Raw genomic sequence first — 18749 nt, forward strand, 5'->3', positions numbered from 1 at the left:
CGGAGCCAATCCCCCCTCATCCGGCCCTTCGGGCCACCTTCCCCCGCGAGGGGGGAAGGCCGTTACGGTCCGAATCGGAGGTCATGCTCAACCGCGCTTGCTCAAAACCTCGGCCTCATACTTCTTGACCTGATCGAGCCAACCCCGGCCGATGGGGATGTTCTTGGACTGGAGGTAGTGGTCCCAGACGGCGCCGAAGGGGAGCGTCTTCGATTCTTCGAGCAGGGCCATGCGCGAGGTGTAGTCCCCCTCGGCCTCCAGCTTGCGAAGCTCGTCGATCGGCTCTAGCAGGGCGAGCAGGAGCGCCTTGATCATGGAACGCGTGCCGACGACCCAGGCGGCCACGCGGTTGATGCTGGCGTCGAAGAAGTCCAGCCCGATGTGGACGCGGTCCAGGTAGCCGCCGCGAACGAGTTCCTGGGCGATCAGCTCGATGTCGTCGGTCAGCAAAACGACGTGGTCGCTGTCCCAGCGGACGCCTCGGCTGACGTGCATCAGGACGCGGTCGACGTACGCCAGGGCCTGCGAGAGCTTGTCGGCGACGACCTCGGTGGGGTGGAAGTGGCCGGAGTCGATCGTGTAGACCTTCTTCCGCGTGATCGCATAACCGAGATAGAACTCGTGCATGCCGACCACGTACGTCTCCGAGCCGATGCCGAACAGCTTGCCCTCGACGGCGTCCAGGTTCAGCCGGGGGTCGATGGGCTTCTCGAACATCGCGTCGAGCGACTGCATGAGCCTCTCGCGCGGGCCTTTGCGGTCGACCGTCTGGTCCTTCATGCCGTCCGGGATCCAGACGTTGGTGACGCAGGTCGTCCCCAGCGCCTCGCCTATCGCCGCGCCGATCTTCCGGCAGGCGATGCCGTGGTCGATCCAGAACTGGCGGATCCCCTTGTCCGGGTGGGCGAGCGTCCAGCCGTCGGCCGCCTTGGGATGCGAGAAATAAGTGGGGTTGAAGTCCATCCCCATCTTCTTGGCCTTGGCCCAGTCGATCCAGTTCTTGAAGTGGGCCGGCTCCAGGGCGTCGCGGTCGACCTTCTTGCCGCCGGTCTCCGCGTAGCTGGCGTGCAGGTTCAGCCGGTGCGTGCCGGGGATCAGCGAGAGGGCCTCGTCCAGGTCCTTCCGCAACTCGTCGGCGGTGCGGGCCTTGCCCGGGTAGTTCCCCGTGACGGCCAGGCCGGCGCCCAGACCTTCGCCAGCGTTCTCGAACCCGCCGACGTCGTCTCCCTGCCAGCAGTGCAGCGAGATCGGGATGGCGGAGAGTTTCTCCAGCGCCTTGTCCACGTCCACGCCGATCGCGGCGTAGCGCTCCTTCGCCAGGGCGAAAGCCTGGTCCACGTTCTTGTTGGGAGAGGGCATGCTCGTCTTCCTTCCAGCAATATCGAGGGCGACGGATTCGCCCCGGGCCCCGATTTTCGCACGACCGCGGGGCCGCTTCCAGGGCCTGGCGAAGCCGCCTCAGCGACCTCCATCAGGCCACGACGACTGCAACGAGTAAAGCTTCAGTTGTTCCAAATCGACCGCCCCACCCACAGTCGCAACCTCGAAAGAATGGTTCCCAGCGTCCGGGAGCGAGGCGATGGAGAGGGCGGCCTGGCCGCGGTTCGCGAAAACCTCGATCGACCCCGCGTCTACGTAAACCTTCAACCGCACGAGCCCATCGACCTGCGGGACGAATGCTCGCACCTGCTTGCAGGAGAGATCCTGGCGGGCGACGTCGTACACCAGGGTGGTCCCACGCAGCTTCAGATTGAGTGACATCGCCCCGATGGGCCGGAAGGCCAGATCGATGACGCATGCGTCATAGGACTTCAGTTTCCGTTCACGGTCGCGCATCTGTCGCTGCATGTCCTGCATCGATTTGGCATAGATCGGCACCTGCAGATTCAGGGGGAGAGAGAACTCCGGCTGCAGATTCTTGGGGGGGAGCTTGTCGGGAGTCACATTCTTCCAATGGCTGAAATCCTTGACATCCTGCTGCAGGGCGTCCAACTCGGCGACGGGTTCGGCGAACATCCGCGGACCGTCCGTCGTCGTCCGCAGGGTCAGCTCGACCGGCAGGTTCATCTGCTGATTGAAGGCCGAGCCGGGGAATTTCACGTCGCGAGCCCACCCGATCTGAATCCGACGGCCCTTCGGTTCGTCGCTGAACGTCTGGGCGGCGTAGAAGTTTCCGTGCCAGAGCGTGTGCTTGTCCGGTCCCGATGTGGGCGTGAACGTCTTGCCGTCGAATGCGCCGAGCTTGTACTGACCGTCGGCGGCGTAGACCACCCAGAGCTTCTTGTTCGGGTCGCCGTCGACGGGGAGTTCGAAGAGGTCGGGGCACTCGTAGAAGCCGTCGAGCCGGCTGGCGAAGGTCCACGCCTTGAGGTCGGTCGAGGTGTAGAAGTCGATGCTTCGGCGCACCGGCTTGACCTTCTCGTCCTCGTCGTAGACGGCCATGACCCAGTGCTTGCCCGGGGCGTACCACAAGAGCCGGGGGTCGCGGCCGTCGTGCTTGACGACGGGGTTCCCCTCGAACTCGGTCCAGGTCCGGCCGCGGTCGTTGCTGAAGACGATGCACTCGCCTCGGCCGGTGCTGGTGTAGGCGGCCACGAGCGGGTTCTTGCCGTCCTTGCCGAAGCCGCTGGTGTTGCCATGGTCGGTCACCGCGCTGCCGGAGAAGGCCCAGTCGCCATACTTGTGGGGATAGAGGGCGATGGGAAGCTCCGTCCAGTGGACGAGGTCCGGGCTGACCGCGTGCCCCCAGTGCATGTTGCCCCAACCCCAGCCATAGGGGTTGTGTTGGTAGAACAGGTGATATTCGCCATCGTGCCAGACGAGCCCGTTCGGGTCGTTCAGCCACCCCCGCCGCGAGGTGAAATGGAACTGCGGCCGGTGCGGCTCCTTGTAGAGGCCGGCGGCGTTCGGGACGTGGTCCGCCTGGACGATCTGCTCCAGGGCCTTCGGATCGTCGACCTCGTCAACGCGGAACGTGACGCTCTTCCCCTTGAAGGATTCGAGATCGGCGAAGGCGAGGAAGTCGGGCTCGCCGGGCGCCAGCTCGACATCGAATTCGTGGAGGATCTTGCCGCCCTCGCCCTCAATTTTGGCCCGAACTTTCTGAGCGCCGGTCTTTACAGGGATGTGCAGGTACCGATTCTGCAGAACGATCGTCCGCGAGGCGGCCTGCGGGATCTTGGGCCTGTCGGTCTGGACGATCTGGTCGACGTTGATGTGACCCCACCCTCCCTTACGCTGGTCGACGACTCGCAACACGGCCTCCTTGCCTTGGAGGTCGCGGACGTCCCAGGCGGCCCATCGCAGGCGTTCCGACCCTCCGGGTTCGCGATTCGGTCCCGTCGCCGAGTGGACGACCTTGCCGTCGACGAGGAGGTCGAGGCACGTCTCCTTCTCCCAGCCGCCGCCGCCGATCAGGAAGTTGAGGTGCTCGCGATCGATGCGGAACGGCGGGCTGGTCAGCTCGCCGGTGGAGCCGTCGCCGTCGTGGTAGCTGTTCACCAGGCCACGGCCGAGGTATCCTGCAACGGGCATCTGGCCTGGGAGCGTTCCGCGTGCGGGAGCCTCGCCAAAGGCCGTCCCGGTCGTCTTCCAGCCGCCGTAGTCGTCGCCCTCGAAATCGGCGATCACCACGTCCGGTCGCGTGGAATCCAGGGTGGGAGGGGCTGTCAGCGCCGCGAGGGCGGCCAGGGTCAGCGCGGCGATCATGGGGCGGGCTCCGGGGAGGCTTCGAGTCGTCTCGCAGACCCCGAGGATAGACCGACGAGCCGACTCGGGGAAGCCGTCGGCCGCCCCGACCGATGGAATCTCGAACGGAGGCCGTGACGATGCGACCGAGAATCTGGGCCCTCACGGCCTCCCTGTTGATGCTCGCCCCGACGGTCGCCGAGGCCGGGGATTACGCCCTCCGCGACGGCGACTCGGTCGTCCTTCTGGGCGACAGCATCACGGCCGCCCGGACGTGGGGGCGGATCGTGGAGAACTACACGCTGCTCCGCTTTCCCGAGCGCCGGGTCCACTTCCACAACGCGGCCTGGGGCGGCGACACGGCAGCCGGCGGGCTCGCGCGTATGGATCGCGACGTTCTGGCGTACAAGCCGACGGTCCTGATCGTCGCCTACGGGGTCAACGACATCGGCTGGGGGACGAAGGCCGACGACGCCCACAAGCAAGCGTATCTTGACGGAATCCGCGGGATCGTTGAGAAGGCCAGGGCCCAGGGCTGCCGCGTCTACATCGGCTCCGCCGCCGCTACCGCCGAGGATCCGGACAAGGCTGAGCACGGTTACCTCCAGACCATGTGCGACGAAGGGATGGCCCTGGCCCGTTCGCTGGGCGAGCACTCCATCGACATCCAGCGCGGCATGCGCGCCGTCCAGCGCCGGATGGTCGAGGCCAACGCGAAGGAGAAGCCCAGGGAGCCGCACTCGCTCCACGTTTCCGACGGCGTCCACCTCAACGACCTCGGCCAGTTGGCGATGGCCTTCGCGGTCCTGGACGGCCTCGACGCCCCCGCCGAGGTGTCTTCAGTCGCCGTCGACGCGAACAGCCCGGCCCTCGCGACGGCCGACGGCTGCAAGGTCTCCAATCTGAAGGGGAACGCGACACGCCTGGAGTTCGACCGTCTCGACGCCGGCCTGCCGCTCAACCTGGGCCTCTTCGGCGCGTTGCAGTACCGCTTCATCCCGGTGGGCGACCGCTTGAATCGATATATGCTGACGGTTCGAAACCTCCCCGAAGGCGAATACACCGTCACCGCCGACGGTCGAGGCCTGGGGAAGTGGCCCGCGAAACGGCTGGCCGAGGGCGTGAACATCGCCTCCGCCACGGCCAACGGCTGGGAGCCCGGCGGCCCCTGGGAGGCCGCCGCCTGGTCGCTCGCCGAACTCACCCAGGCCCGCGTGAAGCTCACCCAGTACCTCCTCGAACTGGCCCGCAACCTGCCGGATTCCCCCGTCCTCGCCGACCTCCAGGCCCAAACCCGCGACGCCGACCGCCGCATCGAAGACATCCAGCACACCCTCGTTTCACCCAGGCCGTTCCACTTCGTCGTCGAACGCGCGGAGCCGGCGAAATGAGCGAGGGTTTATGTGATCGCGAAATCGCCCTCGCTGCCGAGGTCCTCGCCGCGGCCGACGCCCTTCTGATCACAGCGGGGGCGGGGATGGGGGTGGACAGCGGGTTGCCGGACTTTCGCGGTCGCGAGGGGTTCTGGCGGGCCTATCCTCCTTACGCGAAGCTCGGGCTGGACTTCGCCCAGTTGGCCTCGCCGCGGTGGTTTCGCGAGGATCCGACGCTGGCCTGGGGTTTCTACGGGCATCGGCTGGGGCTCTATCGCGAGACCTTGCCGCACGGAGGGTTCGCGATCCTGAAGCGGTGGGGCGAACGGATGCCGAAGGGCTGGTTCGTTTATACGTCCAACGTGGACGGCCAGTTCCAGCGCGCGGGGTTCGACGCCGACCGCATCCTCGAGGTCCACGGTTCGATCCACCATCTGCAATGCACCGTCGAATGCGGCGCCGGCATCTTCCCGGCCGAGGGGCAGGGGGTGGAGATCGACCCGGCGACGATGCGAGCCGTCGGCCGGCTGCCGCAGTGTACCCAGTGTGGGGCCATGGCCCGGCCCAACATCCTGATGTTCGGCGACGGCGGCTGGGACGACGCCGCGAGCGAGGCGCAGGCCCGCCGGTATCGCGACTGGATCCGGTCGCTGGGCGAATGCCGGCTGGTCGTCGTCGAATGCGGCGCGGGGACCGCCGTTCCCACCATCCGCATGCTCGGCGACCGCCTGGCGAACGCCGGAGTGCCGCTCGTTCGGATCAACGTCCGCGAGCCCGCGGGGCCGCGCGGGACGATCTCCATCGCCGCCGGGGCGCTTGATTCCCTGGCGGCGATCGACGCAATCATCAACGAGTGATCGCCCAGGCAAGTCATGGTTTCTTGAAAGACTCGTTCATGATCTCCACGAGTTCGTCGTGGAGCAGGCCATTGGAGGCGAGGACGCTGGTTTTGGCCAGGGGGAGAGGGTCGCCGTGGCAGGTGGTGACGCGGCCGCCCGCCTCCTCGACGAACAGTCGGCCGGCGGCGAAGTCCCAGGGCGCCAGCTCGTACTCGAAGAACGCGCCGAAGGCCCCCGTGCCGACGAGCCCCAGGTCGAGCGTCGCCGCGCCGAGGCGACGGAGACCGTGGCTCTTGCGGTGGAGGATCTCGCGGCAGGCGTCCAGAGTGGCCTCCATCATGGCGCCGCGATCGTAGAAGTAGCCGAAGGCGACGAGCGACTCGTCCAGCCGGGCGGTGGGGGAGACCTTCGCCCGCTTCCCCTTGCGCCAGGCGCCGCCGCCCCGGACGGCCGAATACCAGTCGTCGTGCAGCGGAGAGCCGACCACGCCGACGGTCGCCTCCCCCTTGTGGTAGTAGGCGACCGAGATCCCGAAGTGCGGGACGCCGTGGAAGAAGTTGCTGGTGCCGTCGACCGGGTCGATAATCCAGACGTCCTCGCTGGAGAGAACCGCGGCGGCACCCTCGACGTCTCCCTGCCCCTCCTCGCCGTAGATCGCGTGTCCGGGGAACGCGCGCTTGATGACGTCGACGATCGCGCGTTCGGCCTCGACGTCGGCCTTCGTCACGATGTTGAACGAGCCCTCGCCTTCGGCGTTCTTCACGTCGGCCGCCAGACCGGCTTCGAAGTATCCCGCCGCGATCCCGCCGCCGACCTTCGCCGCCGCCAGCGCCGTCTCAAGCTCCGCCTTCCACCTGTCCACGATTCTCAACCCTCCTCGGAATCCGTCGCCTGCCCGACACCGCCCTCGATTATAGACCGAACCACCCTCGGGCCGCCTGCGGTCGCCGTGGGTTCGATTGGGTTCGGTCGCGGCTGAATGGGTTGCGTGGTCACGGCGTATCTTGTGATTGGGGCGTGGTTTGTGTTTGGCTGGTCTGTCCGCGGGCTGGGTTCGTTCGACTCGTTTCGCGCTGCGTTTCGTCGTTGTCTCTGGGAGATCGGCTGTGATGTTGCGAAGCCTGCTCCCGCCGGCCGTCTGTCTATAGAGTGGCGCACGAAACGGATTGGCGACTGTCTTCCGTCGGATTTCCGCCCGACGAACGGACAGCGGTTCGCGGGAGTTTCGGCGTCTCGAACCGAGGGGGGGGCGATCCGCTTCGCCCGTCGCGTCGAGCCTCGGGGGAGATTCAGCGGGTCGACGGCCTTCGGCGTGGGGACGCCGTTGATGGATCGTTTCCTGGTTCCAATGGCTGATCGCCGGCGGTCGCTCGCGAACGATCCTCTCCGTCCGTCCCCACCAGGCGTTGCGTTCGGGCGTGGGGTGATGGGAAAACCGCCTGCGATGGACAAAAATCGGCCGCCGGGTCTTCCGCTGGGCATCGGCTGGTTCGCATAACGCGTTGAGTGGCAGGGTGTTCCGGATCACGGCGGCCGTCGGCGCACATTCTGCGTTAGGCCGCCGTCGATGTGTGTGAAGTATCGGCCCCTCCGTCCTGGATCCACACCCCCACGAAGGATCGCCTGTCGACCATGAGTCTCCCCCACAACAACGACCCTCGTTGGATTCGCGGTTTCACCCTGATCGAGCTGCTGGTCGTCATCGCGATCATCGCCGTGCTGATCGCTCTGCTCCTCCCCGCGGTTCAATCGGCCCGCGAGGCCGCGCGAAGGATTCAGTGCGTCAACAATCTGAAGCAGATCGCTCTCGCGGCTCACAACTACCACGACGTCAACAACTGCTTCCCCACGGCGAGGCCTTCCTCTTCCCCGCAGTACGGCCACATGGTGACGCTCCTGCCGTTCCTGGAGCAGGGCGTTCTGACCAACGCGTTCAACGTCTCGCTTTCGGGAGGGTTCGCCGACCCGGGGAATCAGACGGTGGCGAACACGAATCTGTCGGTCCTGCTCTGCCCGTCGAACCCCAACCAGCAGACCATCCGCCTGCGCAAGTCCAGCTCGACGGGGAAGTCGTACGGGGCGTACATCACCGACGCCAACGGCAACTTCATGACCGGCTGGGTTTGCGACTACTGGGTCAACCACGCCATCAGCGCGGCGACCATGACCCTGCTCGACCCCAGCGCGACGACCGCGCCCGACCCGATCTTCAAGGGGACCGCGCCGAACATGGCGATGGTCACCGACGGGCTCTCGAACACCACGATGTTCCTGGAGCATGCGGGCTACGACAAGCACTACGTCAAGGGCGTGGGCTGGCCGATGCCGGATTCGGACCTCACGCTCGACCAGCCCGGCGCCTGGGGCGCCTGGCTCGGCTGGTGCGCGTTCATGGTTCAGGGGTATTCCAACTCGCCGCCGCCGACCAATACCAGTACCCCGGCCGGAACGGCCTGCGCGATCAACTGCAACAACTCGCAGGGGGTCTTCGGCTTCCACCCGGCCGGGGCGAACGTCGCCATGGGGGACGGCAGCGTCCGGATGTTCTCCACGAGCATGACGGTCGCCAACCTGATGGCTCTGGTCAGCCGGAGCGGCGGGGAGATCGTCTCGCAATGACGCCTGCGCCCCGGCTCGCCCGCGTTCTCGCCCTTCTGATCCCGGCCGCGGCCATGGGCTGCGGCGGACCGACGCCCTGCATCGTGTCGGGGTCGATCCTCGTCGACGATCAGCCGGCGGAAGGGGTGTACGTCGTCTTCCACCCGGCCGGAAAGCCGGCGTCGTCTCCGGACGTCGGCTCCTCCCGGACCGTCCAGGACGGCTCGTTCAAGGCGATCGTGGAAGCGCCGGGGGAATCGGCCGTGACCGTCTTCTGGCCCCGGGCGAAGCTCCAGGACGGCGATCTTCTTGAAGGACCGGACCTGTTTGGGGGCAAGCATCGCGACCCTCAAAACCCGGTGGCGACGCTGACCGTCGAGGAAGGCGACAACGCCCTGGCCCCCATCAAGTTGACGAGCCCCCCGCACGGGAAGCGATCGTCCGTCAGACGATGAGATCGCCCCTGTCCGTTTGTCTGATCAATCCGATTGTTTTGCCAGTTTGCTGCTCCGTCGAAGGCCTCTAGCGAGGCCCGGCCAAGCCGCCCTTCTCCCCTCATGGGAGAAGGGAGGATATAGGCCTTACCTCGTCAATTCGACAAGACACCACCCGAGAGGAACTTCATGCTGAACTCTTCGCCCTTCCGTTGTTTATTGGCCCTGGCCATGACGGCCGTCGCCGCTTCGTCGGCCGTCGCCGACGAGCCTCCGGTCGTCCGTTCCGCGAGGTCGGGGGCCTGGTCGGCGAAGGAGACCTGGGATCTGGGCCGCGTCCCGAAGGCCGGCGACCGCGTCGTCGTCCGGGGCGGTCATCACGTCACCTATGACGTGGCCTCGGAAGACGTCATCCGCCTGGTGCAGATCGCCGGGACGCTGGAGTTCGCCCGCGACCGCAGCACCCGGCTCGACGCGGGGCTCATCACCATCATCAGCAATGAGGAGCCCTCGGAGGAGGGCTTCGACTGCCACGCGCCGATGACCTCCATGAAAGACATGAAGGACATGCCCGAATCCGCGCGGCCCTCGTTGCTGGTCGGGCGTCCGGGGCAGCCGGTCCCCGCGCCCTTCTCGGCGGTGATTCGCCTGCATTACGTCGAGGGGATGGACCGGGCCTCCTGCCCGGCGATCGTCTGCTGCGGCGGTCGGATGGAGTTTCACGGCGAGCCCGTCAAGCAGACCTGGCTGAAGCTCCGGCAGACGGCCGACGCCGGCTCCAACAACGTCTACGTCGACGAGTTCGCCAACGGCTGGAAGCAGGGGGACCACGTCATCGTCACCAGCACCCACCGTCAGCGCGACGGTCGGGGCGTCGGGGGCGACTTCCTCGCCGGGTCTCAGACCGAGGAGCGCCGGATCGTCGGCCTCTCGCCGAGGGATTTCACCGGCGGTTACTCGATCCGGTTCGACCGTCCGCTCGCCTTCGGCCACTTCGCCGAGGGGAACTTCCGCGGCGAGATCGCCAACCTCACGCGCAACGTGGTCGTCGAGTCGGCCAACCCGGACGGCGTCCGCGGCCACACGATGTACCATCGCGGCTCGGCCGGATCGATCAGCTACGCCGAGTTCCGCCACCTCGGCAAGGAAGGCGAGAAGGGGCGCTACAGCATCCACTTCCACCTCGTCGGCGAAACGATGCGCGGCAGCTCCGTCATCGGGGCCTCGGTCTGGGACAGCAAGAACCGCTGGATCACGATCCACGGCACCGACGACCTGGTGGTTCGCGACGTGGTCGGCTACAAGAGCGTCGGCCACGGCTTCTTTTTGGAGAGCGGGTCCGAGGTCAACAACATCCTCGACCACAACCTCGCGGCGCTCGTGCTGCCGGGCAAGCCGCAGAAGGAGCAGGAGGTTCCCTTCGACCTCAACCGAGGCGCCGGCTTCTGGTGGGCCAACAGCCAGAACAGCTTCACCCGCAACGTGGCCGCCGACTGCGCGGAGTACGGCTACCGGTTCGACGTCAAGAAGACGGCCGACTACGACCCGGTCCGGTCGATCCGGCAGCCCGACGGCTCGACGGCGCCCAAGGACGTGCGCACCTTGCCGTTCGTCCGGTTCGAGGACAATGAGGCCCACACGATGAAGTTCTTCTGCCTGAACCTCCGCGGCGTGACGCGGCCGGAGCAGGGGCTGGACTTCTACAGCCAGAACGAGAGCCTGGCCAGCGAGGCCGCCGCCGCCCGGCCCGAGGCCGGCCACCCCTTCTGGATCCGGAACTTCCGGTGCTGGGAGGCCAACTGGGCGACCCACCTGGGAACGACCGGCGTGTTCATCGACGGCCTGGACGTCTTCCGCGCCGACGTGGCCATCTGGCGGTCGATCATGGACGGCTCCGGATTCCGTCGCATGACCACCAAGGACATGCGCGTCAACGACATCCACAACCCGCTCAGCTCGGGCTACGTCCCCTCCCGCGACGACGCCGACCGCGGCGCCTTCCGCGGGCTCTCCAGCTTCAAGGACGACATGCCGCCGACGACCGTCATCACCTCGGCCGTTCGCGAGGGGAACCTCGTGCGGCTTCGGGGCTCGGTAGCCGATACCAGCGACGTCAAGCGCGTGCTGGTCAACGGTCGCGAAGCGACCTCCACCCGCGGCGCCTTCGCCGAGTGGGAAGCCGTCCTGGAGGCCCCCTCCGGCGCGGCTCTTGAAGTCGCCGCCGGCGCCGAGGACGTGCTCGGCCACGTCGAGCCCCGGCCCCACGTCGTCCGGGTCGAAGCGTCGGGCATGTGAGTCGAGTCGACCGGTCGGGGCGTGCGGGTGATTCGGCGGTCTCTTAAGATGAAGGGACCACCGACGATCCCCACGCCTTTCGACCGGAACCTTCCCATGCGGTTCAGAGTCTCCCTCGGTCTGTTCGTCGCGATTTCCCTGCTAATCCCCCGACCGGGGAGCGCCGGCGAGGAGGCCGCACCCTCGTTGCAGGCGAAGTTCGGTTCGAAGTTCGTCGTCGGGGTCGCGCTCGGCGGGCGGGTGCCGGACGAATACTCGGACGTCGAGCGAAAGCTGATCCTCGGCCAGTTCGGCAGCGTCACGCCTGAGAACTGCATGAAGATGACCGCCGTCCAGCCGAGGGAGGGGGAGTTCCACTTCGAGGAAGCCGACGCCCTCGTCGACTTCGCCGAGAAGAATCGGCTCCAGGTCGTCGGCCATACGCTCGTCTGGGCCAAGGACGAGCGGACGCCCGCCTGGTTCTTCCGCGACGGCGACAAGCCGGCCTCGCGCGAGAAGGTTCTGGAGCGGATGCGGACCCACATCCGCACGCTCGTCTCGCGCTATCGCGGCCGGATTGCGTCGTGGGACGTGGTCAACGAGGTCCTCGACGACAACGAGCCCGATCTGCGGCCCTCAAGCTGGCTGAGCATCGTCGGCCCCGAGTTCATCGCCGAGGCCTTCGCCTGCGCCCACGAGGCCGACCCGGGCGCCCTGCTGCTCTACAATGATTACAACGTCGATCAGCCCAGGAAGCGGGAGAAGCTGATCCGGCTGATCGGCGACCTTCGGAGCAAGAACGTCCCGCTGGGGGCGATCGGCATCCAGGGGCACTGGGAGGTCGATCAGGTCCCGTTCAAGGACATCGAGGCCCTGCTCGTCGCGATGAAGGATCTCAGGCTGAAGGTGATGGTCTCCGAGCTGGACCTGGGCGTCGTTCCGAGGGGCGTCTGGTGGGCCGACGGCGGCAAGCGCCGGGATGAGATCGCCAGGACCGACCCGCTCGCCGCCGGCTGCCCCCCCGACCTCATCGACCGTCAGGCCGCCCAGTACGCCCAACTCTTCCGGCTCTTCAGCGACCACGCCGACGTCATCGCCCGCGTCACCTTCTGGGACCTCCACGACGGCCGAAGCTGGCTGAACTCATTCCCCTGGAAGCACGCCGAATACCCGCTCCTCTTCGATCGTCGCGCGTCCCCCAAGCCCGCCTTCCAGGCCGTGATGGACGTGAAACCGTGATCCGATCGGCGCATGTTTTGCAGCTTCATTCTCATGTTGATTCTCCCTCGTTGGGTGAACTGAGAGGAGCCTGCCATGGCGGACCGGATCAAGCGTCGCGAGGACGTGAACCCCGAACGGGGCGAGCACGAATACGGCGACGTCGCGTTCGCCGATCCAACCAACAAGAAGTACCCCATCGACAGCGCCGAGCACGTCCGAGCCGCGTGGAGCTACATCAACCACAAGGACAACGCCGCCAAGTACGCCGGCGACGAGGTCAAGACGATCAAGGAACGCATCAAGCGAGCCGCCAAAAAGCATGGCGTCGAAATCGGCCATGACTGACGGGTCGCAGGAACTCGGATCGAAAGGACCACGGCCATGAGAGAAACCACAATCCCCCTACCGGAACTCGCCCTGATCGCCGGGACTCGCGCCTTGCTGGGCGCCGGCATTGCCCTGCTTGCGGCGGGCCGTCTGTCGGCAGACCAGCGCAAGGCCGTCGGGTGGGCGCTTCTGGCGGTCGGCGCCGTGACGACGTTGCCTCTGGCCTACGACGTTCTCGGCAGAAGTCGGGTGGCGAGGATCGGTTGACGACCCTCGCACGAGACCGAGGATGGCTAGCCTGATCGGAGCTGATCGAGGCTTACAGCGTTGACGCGGTGCACGCTTTGTTAGATACTCGCCTCGCGGCGAGCTGCAACAGCCCGTCGCGAGGCCCTACCAAGGAGCGGCACCATGCGCAGGATGCGACTGGCGGCGACCCTGTTCGCCCTCACCCTCTCGTCGACGGCCCTCGGCGTGCCGATCATCACGGTTGAGGATGGCTCAACGCTCGTCGTCGACTCCGCGACGAAGGCCAATTACGATGTGCGAGGCTCGCTCGACATCCGCGCCGGCGCGGACGTCAACAGCGTCTACAGCTACAGCGAGGGGTCGGGGAAAGTGACCATGTCGGGCGGCCGGGTCGACTATGGGATCAGCCTCAGCCGAGGCCTCTTCGAGTCCACCGGCGGCGAATCCTACGGGGCCGGCAACTATTCCAACGGCCTGGACATCGGATGGGGCCAGGCGGTGATCTCCGGCGGGACGTTCGTTGGCGGCAACGGCACGCTCGCCGCCGGAAGCGGCGTCGCGGGCTCGGCGGGGACCTGGAACGGCGTCCCGTTCGTCTCGGAACTGGCCATCAGCGGCGGCACGTTCATCGGCGGCACCGGCGCGGGCGGCTATTACGGCGGCGATACAGGTTATTCGCTCATCTCGCTCGGCAACACGACGGTGACCGGCGGCGAGTTCCTCAGCCCGATCGCCATCAACGCCGCGTACGGCGGCGTGACCAGCTTCTTCGGGACTGGCCTCTCCTACGATGCCGCCACCCAGACGCTCTCCGGCGTGCTCTCGAACGGCGACGCCCTCCACGCCCTGGTCTACCTCTCGGGCGGGACGGTCGCCGAGACCAACGACGACGGCACGGAGATCACCTTCTCCTATGACTCCGGCGTCTCCACCGACCCGCCGACGAACCCGGAGCCGCCGCCGGTCCCCGAGCCGACCTCGCTGATCGTCTTCGGCCTTGCTGGGGCGTTCGCCATGGCGCGTCATCGTCGGATCAGCCGCGGAAGGACCGCGAGCCGCTCCAATTGCTGACGTTGAAGCTGTGCACGCCTCGTTAGATACTCGCCTCACGGCGGGCTGCACCGGCTCCGTCGCAGGCTACCAAGGAGTGGCACCATGCGCAGGATGCGACTAACGGCGACCCTGTTCGCCCTCACCCTTTCGTCATCGGTCTTCGCGACGCCGATCACCGTTCCCAACGGCTCGACGCTCGTCGTCGACTCGGCGACGAAGGAGATGTACAACGTTCGAGGTTCGCTTGAGATCCGCGCCGGGGCGGACATCCACTACGTCTACACTGACCCCGAAAGCCCGGGAAAAGTGACGATGTCGGGCGGCTTGGTCGACAATGGGATCAGTATCGGCCAGGGCTTCTTCGAGGCGACCGGCGGCGAGTCTCGGGGCGTCGGCACCTACGCTAGCGGGCTGACGGTCGGTTGGGCCCAGGCGCGGATCTCCGGCGGCACGTTCATCGGCGGCGATTCACCCTTCCAGCCGGGGAATGGCATCACTGGCTCAGCGCTAAACTGGGGCGCCGGCCCCTTCCTCTCGGAGTTAACCATCAGCGGCGGCACGTTCATCGGCGGGACGGGTTCAGGGGGCTACTACGGCGGGACTTCGGGCTACTCACTCCTGTCGCTCGGCAACACGACGGTGACCGGCGGCGAGTTCCTCAGCCCGATCGCCATCGACGCCGCGTACGGCGGCGCGACCAGCTTCTTCGGGACCGGCCTCTCCTACGACGCCGCCACTCAGACGCTCTCCGGCGTGCTCTCGAACGGCGACGCCCTCCACGCCCTGGTCTACCTCTCGGGCGGGACGGTCGCCAGGACCAACGACGACGGTACGGAGATCACATTCTCCAACGACTCCGGAGTCTCCACCGATCCGCCGACGAATCCTGAGCCGCCGCAGATCCCGGAACCGACCTCGCTGGTGGTCTTCGGTCTCGCCGGCGCCTTCGCCATGGTCTACCGCCGTCGGGCCCGCCGCTGAACCGCGGCGGTTACTTCGCCGGCGGCGCGGGGAGCATGTTGCGGATGGCCGCGATCTTCCAGCCCTCGGTGGTCCGCTTCATCGTGAAGGCCGTCCACATGGCGCGAACGTCGGCGGCGCCGACCTGGGTGTAGCGGCCGTCGACGAGAGCGACGTCCGGGGTGACCAGGCGGATGGTCTCGACGTCGATCGTCCGCTTCGCCGGGTTCTTGCGTGAGGATTCCAGCATCCCCTGGACGAGCGAATCGCGGCCGTGGCGCCAGGTGCCGTCGGAGACGAGTTGATCGGCGTCGGCGGTCAGCAGGGCTTCGACGGCCTTCGCGTCGCGGGCCTCGCGGGCGTCGACGTACTTGCGGACGACCTCGCGCAGGGCGGCGTCGTCGTCCTTCGAAACGGTCTGCGCCTGGGCCAGAACCGGGGAGACGAGGGTCAGCAGGAAGACGAGGGCTGCGGAGGGCTTGGTCACGGCTGGGCTCCGGATTGGGATGAGGGCTTCCTCGCGTCGCGGAGCGATGTGCTCCAGGTCTCGTGGATGCGGCGGGCGATGACGGCGTAGCCCTGGGCGTTGGGGTGCGTGTCGTAGGCCCAGTAATGGGGCGTCCCGGCGGCCTCGGCGGCCTCCAGGTCGGGCGTGGCGTCGGCCAGGGGGAGATTCAACTGGCCGCAGACCTCGGCGAGGATGCGATTCTGGGCGCGGTACTTCGGATCGCCGGGGAGGGCTGCGGCGAGGTCCGGTTTCATCCCCATCTCGACGAGGGCCTTCGCGTAGCGCGTGTGGACGACGCCGCAGAAGGGGATGTAGGCGACCATCATTCGCGCCTCGAAGATCTTGGAGAGATCGGCCATCCGCTGGAGGATCGTCTGCGGGGAGCCGTCCTTCGAGAAGTCGTGCGAGAGCAGGCCGGGCATGTCCTCCGACTGATGGTGAAGCCACGGATTGATCCGGCCGGCCCTCATGTCGTCGTACAGCGCCTTTTCGAGCCCCGACGGGCAGGGGCGGCCGTCGGCCCAGGGGTTGGTCTCGTCGGGGATCGGAGCGAAGAAGCGGATCGCCGGGTGGAACCAGCGGCGGTAGATCGGCTTCTCGTAGATCGCGCGGTCGATCAGGTCGACCAGCCGAGGCTCCCAGGGGTCGACCTCGATGGGCTCGAACCGCTTCGGCGGCTGGTTGAGTGAATCGTAAATGAACGGGGCGGGGAGATCGTTGCAGTAGAGCGCGAGGACGACGTCGTCGGGACGCAGCAGCGCGACGGCGTCGCGGAGGAGGATCCACAGGTGGGGCATGCTCGCGGCGATCACGCCCAGGTTGATCACCTCGGCAGGGGATCCTTCACGAGACAGGATCCGCGACCACTCGGCGGTGATCGTCTGAGAGTCGGGAACGCCTTCGCCTTCCACGACGCTGTCGCCGACGACGAGGATCCGTCGCTGGCCGGGCGTCCGTGCGATGCGGAAATCGGGGCCTCGAAAGCCGTAGAGGTTGAGGTTGTGGACCTCGGAGAAGCCGTCCGGGCGGCTCTCGATCCAGAGCCGGTCGTAGACCAGGCCGCGCTCCATCGTCTTCTTGAACTGCGGGTGCGACTGGGCCATCTGCTGGTAGTGGATCCGGTTGAACTGCTGGACCTCCGGCCGCGGGAACATCGCCCGGAAGACGACCTCCTGGCCGAGCGCGACCGCCAGCAGCAGCACGCCTCGGAACAGCCAAAGGCGCTGCCGCGAGAGCCGCAGGGGCCGCTTCGCGGCGGGGGGGGCTTCAGGGGGCGAGGGGTCGGGCGGAGAGGTCATGGCGTCCAGGATACTCGATCCCCGACCGCGATTCACGGCTGGTCGTCGTCGTCCTCGGGCGCATCAGGCTGGTTGGCGGGGAGCGAATCGAGGATCGGTTTGACGGCCGACCAGAGCTGCTCCTTGAAGCGGATGACGGGCGGGTTGGCGAGCGTCTCGGGCGTGGAGTCGGGGCGGTCGGCAGCAGTCAAGACGCCGATCGTCATTTCGCCGTCGGTGTAATAGGGGTCGCCGCCGCCGTTGCGGCCGATCAGCGTGGCGCCGACGCCCGTGACCTGGAAGATCTCGGAGAGCCGATCCCGGCCGCGGAGATCGGCGAACAGGCCGTTGCGCTCGTCGTCGACGTCGGGGGCGATGTGGTGGGTGATCTGCCCGGTCCGATGGCTCAGGCCAACGCTCCGGTCGAACGTCACGGCTCCGATCCAGAGCGGCATGCCGTCCCGGCCCAGGTCCTTCGACTCCCAGAACCGGACGTGGTGCCGCTGCTTCGCGCTGTCGCCGACGGGCTTCTCGAAGGCCAGATCCTGCTTGCGGCCGAAGACGAAGAGCGGGCTGACGGGGGCGTCGTTGTAGGGACGGCCTCGGATCACGCTGCCGGCGATCTCCAGGCTGGTGCGGAGCGTCACGGGATCGGCCGGATCCCAACCGGCGGCGTGCATGGCCTTGACCAGTTCCTCGCGCGTGCCGATCAACCCGACGTTCAGCGGGTCGCCGGGAATCCCCTGCGCCGTGAGGGTCGTCCGAGGGGCGTCCATCATGGCCGGGTGGTGTTCGTAGTGCGTCCAGAAGAACGGCGCGACCACATACGCCACGATCAGCCAGAAGACCACGGAGTACGCCAGGAACTTCCCCGTCCGCGCCGACCACCGCCGCTTCCAGGACCGCACCAACGCGGGAACGGCCGCCGCCTCGGCCTCGGGAGCGGGCGCGGTTTCAGAGAGGTCCTGAGCGATCTCGGCCGCGACCGCCGGGGCCGCGTCGTTCTGGAGCGGATCGTGTTGATCGTCGGCCATGTCGCCCTCGTTCGTCCAGGATCCGCAGCAACCTCCGCCGCACAGCCAATTCTGCTTCCGGCTCGACGAGCCGTCAAACGGATCGGCCAACCTTGCCGGCCGGGGGCTCGGTCTGGTAATCCTCAGTCTGGCCGAAGGGGACGAGTCGCGGAGGGAGGTGGCCGGATGGATGGGGCGGCGGTGCTGGCTTCGATCCAGGTGGGGAAGCCTCGCGAGGCGGGGACCGAGGGGGCGGCGGACCCGTTCGATCGGCCGTGGGTCAGCGGGTTCTGGAAGGAGACCGCGGCCGGGCCGGTGGACCTGCGCTGGACGAACCTCGACGGCGACGGCCAGGCCGATCTGGTGAACCACGGCGGGGTCGACAAGGCCGTCTGCTGCTACTCGGCGGCCCATTATCCGGGATGGCGGAGCGAGTTAGGCCGTCCTGACATGGCTTTTGGCGCGTTCGGCGAGAACTTCACCATCGACGGCCTCGTCGAACCCGACGTCTGCATCGGCGACACCTTCCGCGTGGGGACGGCCGTGGTGCAGGTCTCGCAGCCGAGGCAGCCCTGCTGGAAGCTCGCCCGCCGCTGGCGGATCAAGGAGTTGACGTTTCTCGTCCAGGATTCCGGACGCACCGGCTGGTACTTCCGCGTCTTGACCGAGGGAGTCGTTCAGACCGGCGAGCCGTTGACGCTCGTGGATCGTCCGCACCCGGACTGGACCATCGCTCGGGCCAACCAGGTCATGCACCACGATAAGGCCGACCTCGCCTCCGCCGCCGCGCTCGCCGCTCTGCCGACGCTCTCCGCAAGCTGGAAGACAACGCTGCACAACCGGATTGCGAAGGGGATCGAGGCCGACGCGACTCGTCGTCTGGAAGGACGGGGAGCGTCGGGATAGGATCGAGCGACGTCCGGGACTCCGAATCGA

The 18749-nt window shown here is 67.1% G+C and carries 17 protein-coding genes; 11 read left to right on the top strand and 6 right to left on the bottom strand.

Annotation, left to right across the window (positions count from 1 at the left end; translation table 11 throughout):
• Positions 1-87 precede the first annotated feature (87 nt).
• The gene (locus G5C50_RS20965; RefSeq protein WP_165072615.1) at positions 88-1359 is read right to left on the bottom strand and encodes an L-rhamnose isomerase; all 1272 of its coding nucleotides are present in this window, start codon (positions 1357-1359) and stop codon (positions 88-90) included.
• Positions 1360-1458: 99 nt separating this feature from the next.
• Positions 1459-3708 (bottom strand): glycoside hydrolase family 32 protein, encoded by a 2250-nt coding sequence (locus G5C50_RS20970; protein ID WP_165072616.1) that lies wholly within the window; start codon positions 3706-3708, stop codon positions 1459-1461.
• A gap of 119 nt (positions 3709-3827) precedes the next feature.
• Between G5C50_RS20970 and G5C50_RS20975 the strand changes: the two genes are divergently transcribed.
• Positions 3828-5078, top strand: a complete 1251-nt coding sequence (locus G5C50_RS20975; RefSeq protein WP_165072618.1) for an SGNH/GDSL hydrolase family protein — start codon at positions 3828-3830, stop codon at positions 5076-5078.
• A complete protein-coding gene (locus G5C50_RS20980) occupies positions 5075-5917 on the top strand; it encodes an SIR2 family NAD-dependent protein deacylase (protein WP_165072620.1) in 843 nt (280 codons plus the stop codon). Before G5C50_RS20975 ends, G5C50_RS20980 begins: the two co-directional genes overlap by 4 nt.
• A gap of 13 nt (positions 5918-5930) precedes the next feature.
• Here G5C50_RS20980 and G5C50_RS20985 read toward each other — a convergent pair whose 3' ends face one another.
• Positions 5931-6761, bottom strand: coding sequence for an inositol monophosphatase family protein (locus G5C50_RS20985; protein WP_165072622.1), 831 nt, complete (start codon positions 6759-6761; stop codon positions 5931-5933).
• 770 nt (positions 6762-7531) lie between these two features.
• Here G5C50_RS20985 and G5C50_RS20990 point away from each other — a divergent pair.
• The 8 genes from G5C50_RS20990 to G5C50_RS21025 all read left to right on the top strand — a co-directional run bounded on the left by G5C50_RS20990 (position 7532) and on the right by G5C50_RS21025 (position 15036).
• Positions 7532-8518 carry a DUF1559 family PulG-like putative transporter gene (locus G5C50_RS20990; protein ID WP_165072623.1) on the top strand — a complete coding sequence of 329 codons (987 nt, stop codon included), beginning with the start codon at positions 7532-7534 and terminating at the stop codon, positions 8516-8518.
• A complete protein-coding gene (locus G5C50_RS20995) occupies positions 8515-8952 on the top strand; it encodes a hypothetical protein (protein ID WP_165072625.1) in 438 nt (145 codons plus the stop codon). The genes G5C50_RS20990 and G5C50_RS20995 overlap by 4 nt, the downstream gene beginning before the upstream one ends.
• Before the next feature lie 168 nt (positions 8953-9120).
• Positions 9121-11226: a G8 domain-containing protein gene (locus G5C50_RS21000; protein ID WP_165072627.1), complete on the top strand. Its 2106-nt coding sequence runs from the start codon at positions 9121-9123 to the stop codon at positions 11224-11226.
• A 96-nt stretch (positions 11227-11322) separates the two neighbouring features.
• Positions 11323-12444: an endo-1,4-beta-xylanase gene (locus tag G5C50_RS21005; RefSeq protein ID WP_165072628.1), complete on the top strand. Its 1122-nt coding sequence runs from the start codon at positions 11323-11325 to the stop codon at positions 12442-12444.
• A gap of 75 nt (positions 12445-12519) precedes the next feature.
• Positions 12520-12771, top strand: a complete 252-nt coding sequence (locus G5C50_RS21010) for a DUF6582 domain-containing protein (RefSeq protein WP_165072630.1) — start codon at positions 12520-12522, stop codon at positions 12769-12771.
• Positions 12772-12807: 36 nt separating this feature from the next.
• Positions 12808-13020, top strand: a complete 213-nt coding sequence (locus G5C50_RS21015; protein ID WP_165072632.1) for a hypothetical protein — start codon at positions 12808-12810, stop codon at positions 13018-13020.
• 144 nt (positions 13021-13164) lie between these two features.
• Positions 13165-14073 carry a PEP-CTERM sorting domain-containing protein gene (locus tag G5C50_RS21020; protein ID WP_165072634.1) on the top strand — a complete coding sequence of 303 codons (909 nt, stop codon included), beginning with the start codon at positions 13165-13167 and terminating at the stop codon, positions 14071-14073.
• An 84-nt stretch (positions 14074-14157) separates the two neighbouring features.
• Entirely contained in the window at positions 14158-15036 is an 879-nt protein-coding gene (locus G5C50_RS21025) for a PEP-CTERM sorting domain-containing protein (protein WP_165072635.1), read from the top strand.
• A 10-nt stretch (positions 15037-15046) separates the two neighbouring features.
• On the opposite strand, the gene G5C50_RS21030 is transcribed toward G5C50_RS21025, so the two are convergent.
• The 3 genes from G5C50_RS21030 to G5C50_RS21040 are packed head-to-tail and all read right to left on the bottom strand — an operon-like array spanning position 15047 to position 17834.
• A complete protein-coding gene (locus tag G5C50_RS21030; protein WP_165072637.1) occupies positions 15047-15502 on the bottom strand; it encodes a YybH family protein in 456 nt (151 codons plus the stop codon).
• Positions 15499-16857 (bottom strand): SGNH/GDSL hydrolase family protein, encoded by a 1359-nt coding sequence (locus G5C50_RS21035; protein ID WP_165072639.1) that lies wholly within the window; start codon positions 16855-16857, stop codon positions 15499-15501. Before G5C50_RS21035 ends, G5C50_RS21030 begins: the two co-directional genes overlap by 4 nt.
• The gene (locus G5C50_RS21040) at positions 16854-17834 is read right to left on the bottom strand and encodes an LssY C-terminal domain-containing protein (protein ID WP_206107788.1); all 981 of its coding nucleotides are present in this window, start codon (positions 17832-17834) and stop codon (positions 16854-16856) included. The genes G5C50_RS21035 and G5C50_RS21040 overlap by 4 nt, the downstream gene beginning before the upstream one ends.
• Before the next feature lie 165 nt (positions 17835-17999).
• On the opposite strand from G5C50_RS21040, the gene G5C50_RS21045 reads away from it, so the two are divergent.
• Positions 18000-18719, top strand: a complete 720-nt coding sequence (locus tag G5C50_RS21045; protein WP_165072641.1) for an MOSC domain-containing protein — start codon at positions 18000-18002, stop codon at positions 18717-18719.
• Positions 18720-18749: the final 30 nt, after the last annotated feature.

The sequence above is a fragment of the Paludisphaera rhizosphaerae genome, from assembly GCF_011065895.1.
GTDB lineage: Bacteria > Planctomycetota > Planctomycetia > Isosphaerales > Isosphaeraceae > Paludisphaera > Paludisphaera rhizosphaerae.

What these genes read in the sequence shown, in the direction of transcription:
- G5C50_RS20965 (WP_165072615.1), bottom strand. Translation starts at nt 1,359, where the DNA reads ATGCCCTCTCCCAACAAGAACGTGGACCAGGCTTTCGCCCTGGCGAAG.
- G5C50_RS20970 (WP_165072616.1), bottom strand. Translation starts at nt 3,708, where the DNA reads ATGATCGCCGCGCTGACCCTGGCCGCCCTCGCGGCGCTGACAGCCCCT.
- G5C50_RS20975 (WP_165072618.1), top strand. Translation starts at nt 3,828, where the DNA reads ATGCGACCGAGAATCTGGGCCCTCACGGCCTCCCTGTTGATGCTCGCC.
- G5C50_RS20980 (WP_165072620.1), top strand. Translation starts at nt 5,075, where the DNA reads ATGAGCGAGGGTTTATGTGATCGCGAAATCGCCCTCGCTGCCGAGGTC.
- G5C50_RS20990 (WP_165072623.1), top strand. Translation starts at nt 7,532, where the DNA reads ATGAGTCTCCCCCACAACAACGACCCTCGTTGGATTCGCGGTTTCACC.
- G5C50_RS20995 (WP_165072625.1), top strand. Translation starts at nt 8,515, where the DNA reads ATGACGCCTGCGCCCCGGCTCGCCCGCGTTCTCGCCCTTCTGATCCCG.
- G5C50_RS21000 (WP_165072627.1), top strand. Translation starts at nt 9,121, where the DNA reads ATGCTGAACTCTTCGCCCTTCCGTTGTTTATTGGCCCTGGCCATGACG.
- G5C50_RS21005 (WP_165072628.1), top strand. Translation starts at nt 11,323, where the DNA reads ATGCGGTTCAGAGTCTCCCTCGGTCTGTTCGTCGCGATTTCCCTGCTA.
- G5C50_RS21010 (WP_165072630.1), top strand. Translation starts at nt 12,520, where the DNA reads ATGGCGGACCGGATCAAGCGTCGCGAGGACGTGAACCCCGAACGGGGC.
- G5C50_RS21015 (WP_165072632.1), top strand. Translation starts at nt 12,808, where the DNA reads ATGAGAGAAACCACAATCCCCCTACCGGAACTCGCCCTGATCGCCGGG.
- G5C50_RS21020 (WP_165072634.1), top strand. Translation starts at nt 13,165, where the DNA reads ATGCGCAGGATGCGACTGGCGGCGACCCTGTTCGCCCTCACCCTCTCG.
- G5C50_RS21025 (WP_165072635.1), top strand. Translation starts at nt 14,158, where the DNA reads ATGCGCAGGATGCGACTAACGGCGACCCTGTTCGCCCTCACCCTTTCG.
- G5C50_RS21040 (WP_206107788.1), bottom strand. Translation starts at nt 17,834, where the DNA reads ATGGCCGACGATCAACACGATCCGCTCCAGAACGACGCGGCCCCGGCG.
- G5C50_RS21045 (WP_165072641.1), top strand. Translation starts at nt 18,000, where the DNA reads ATGGATGGGGCGGCGGTGCTGGCTTCGATCCAGGTGGGGAAGCCTCGC.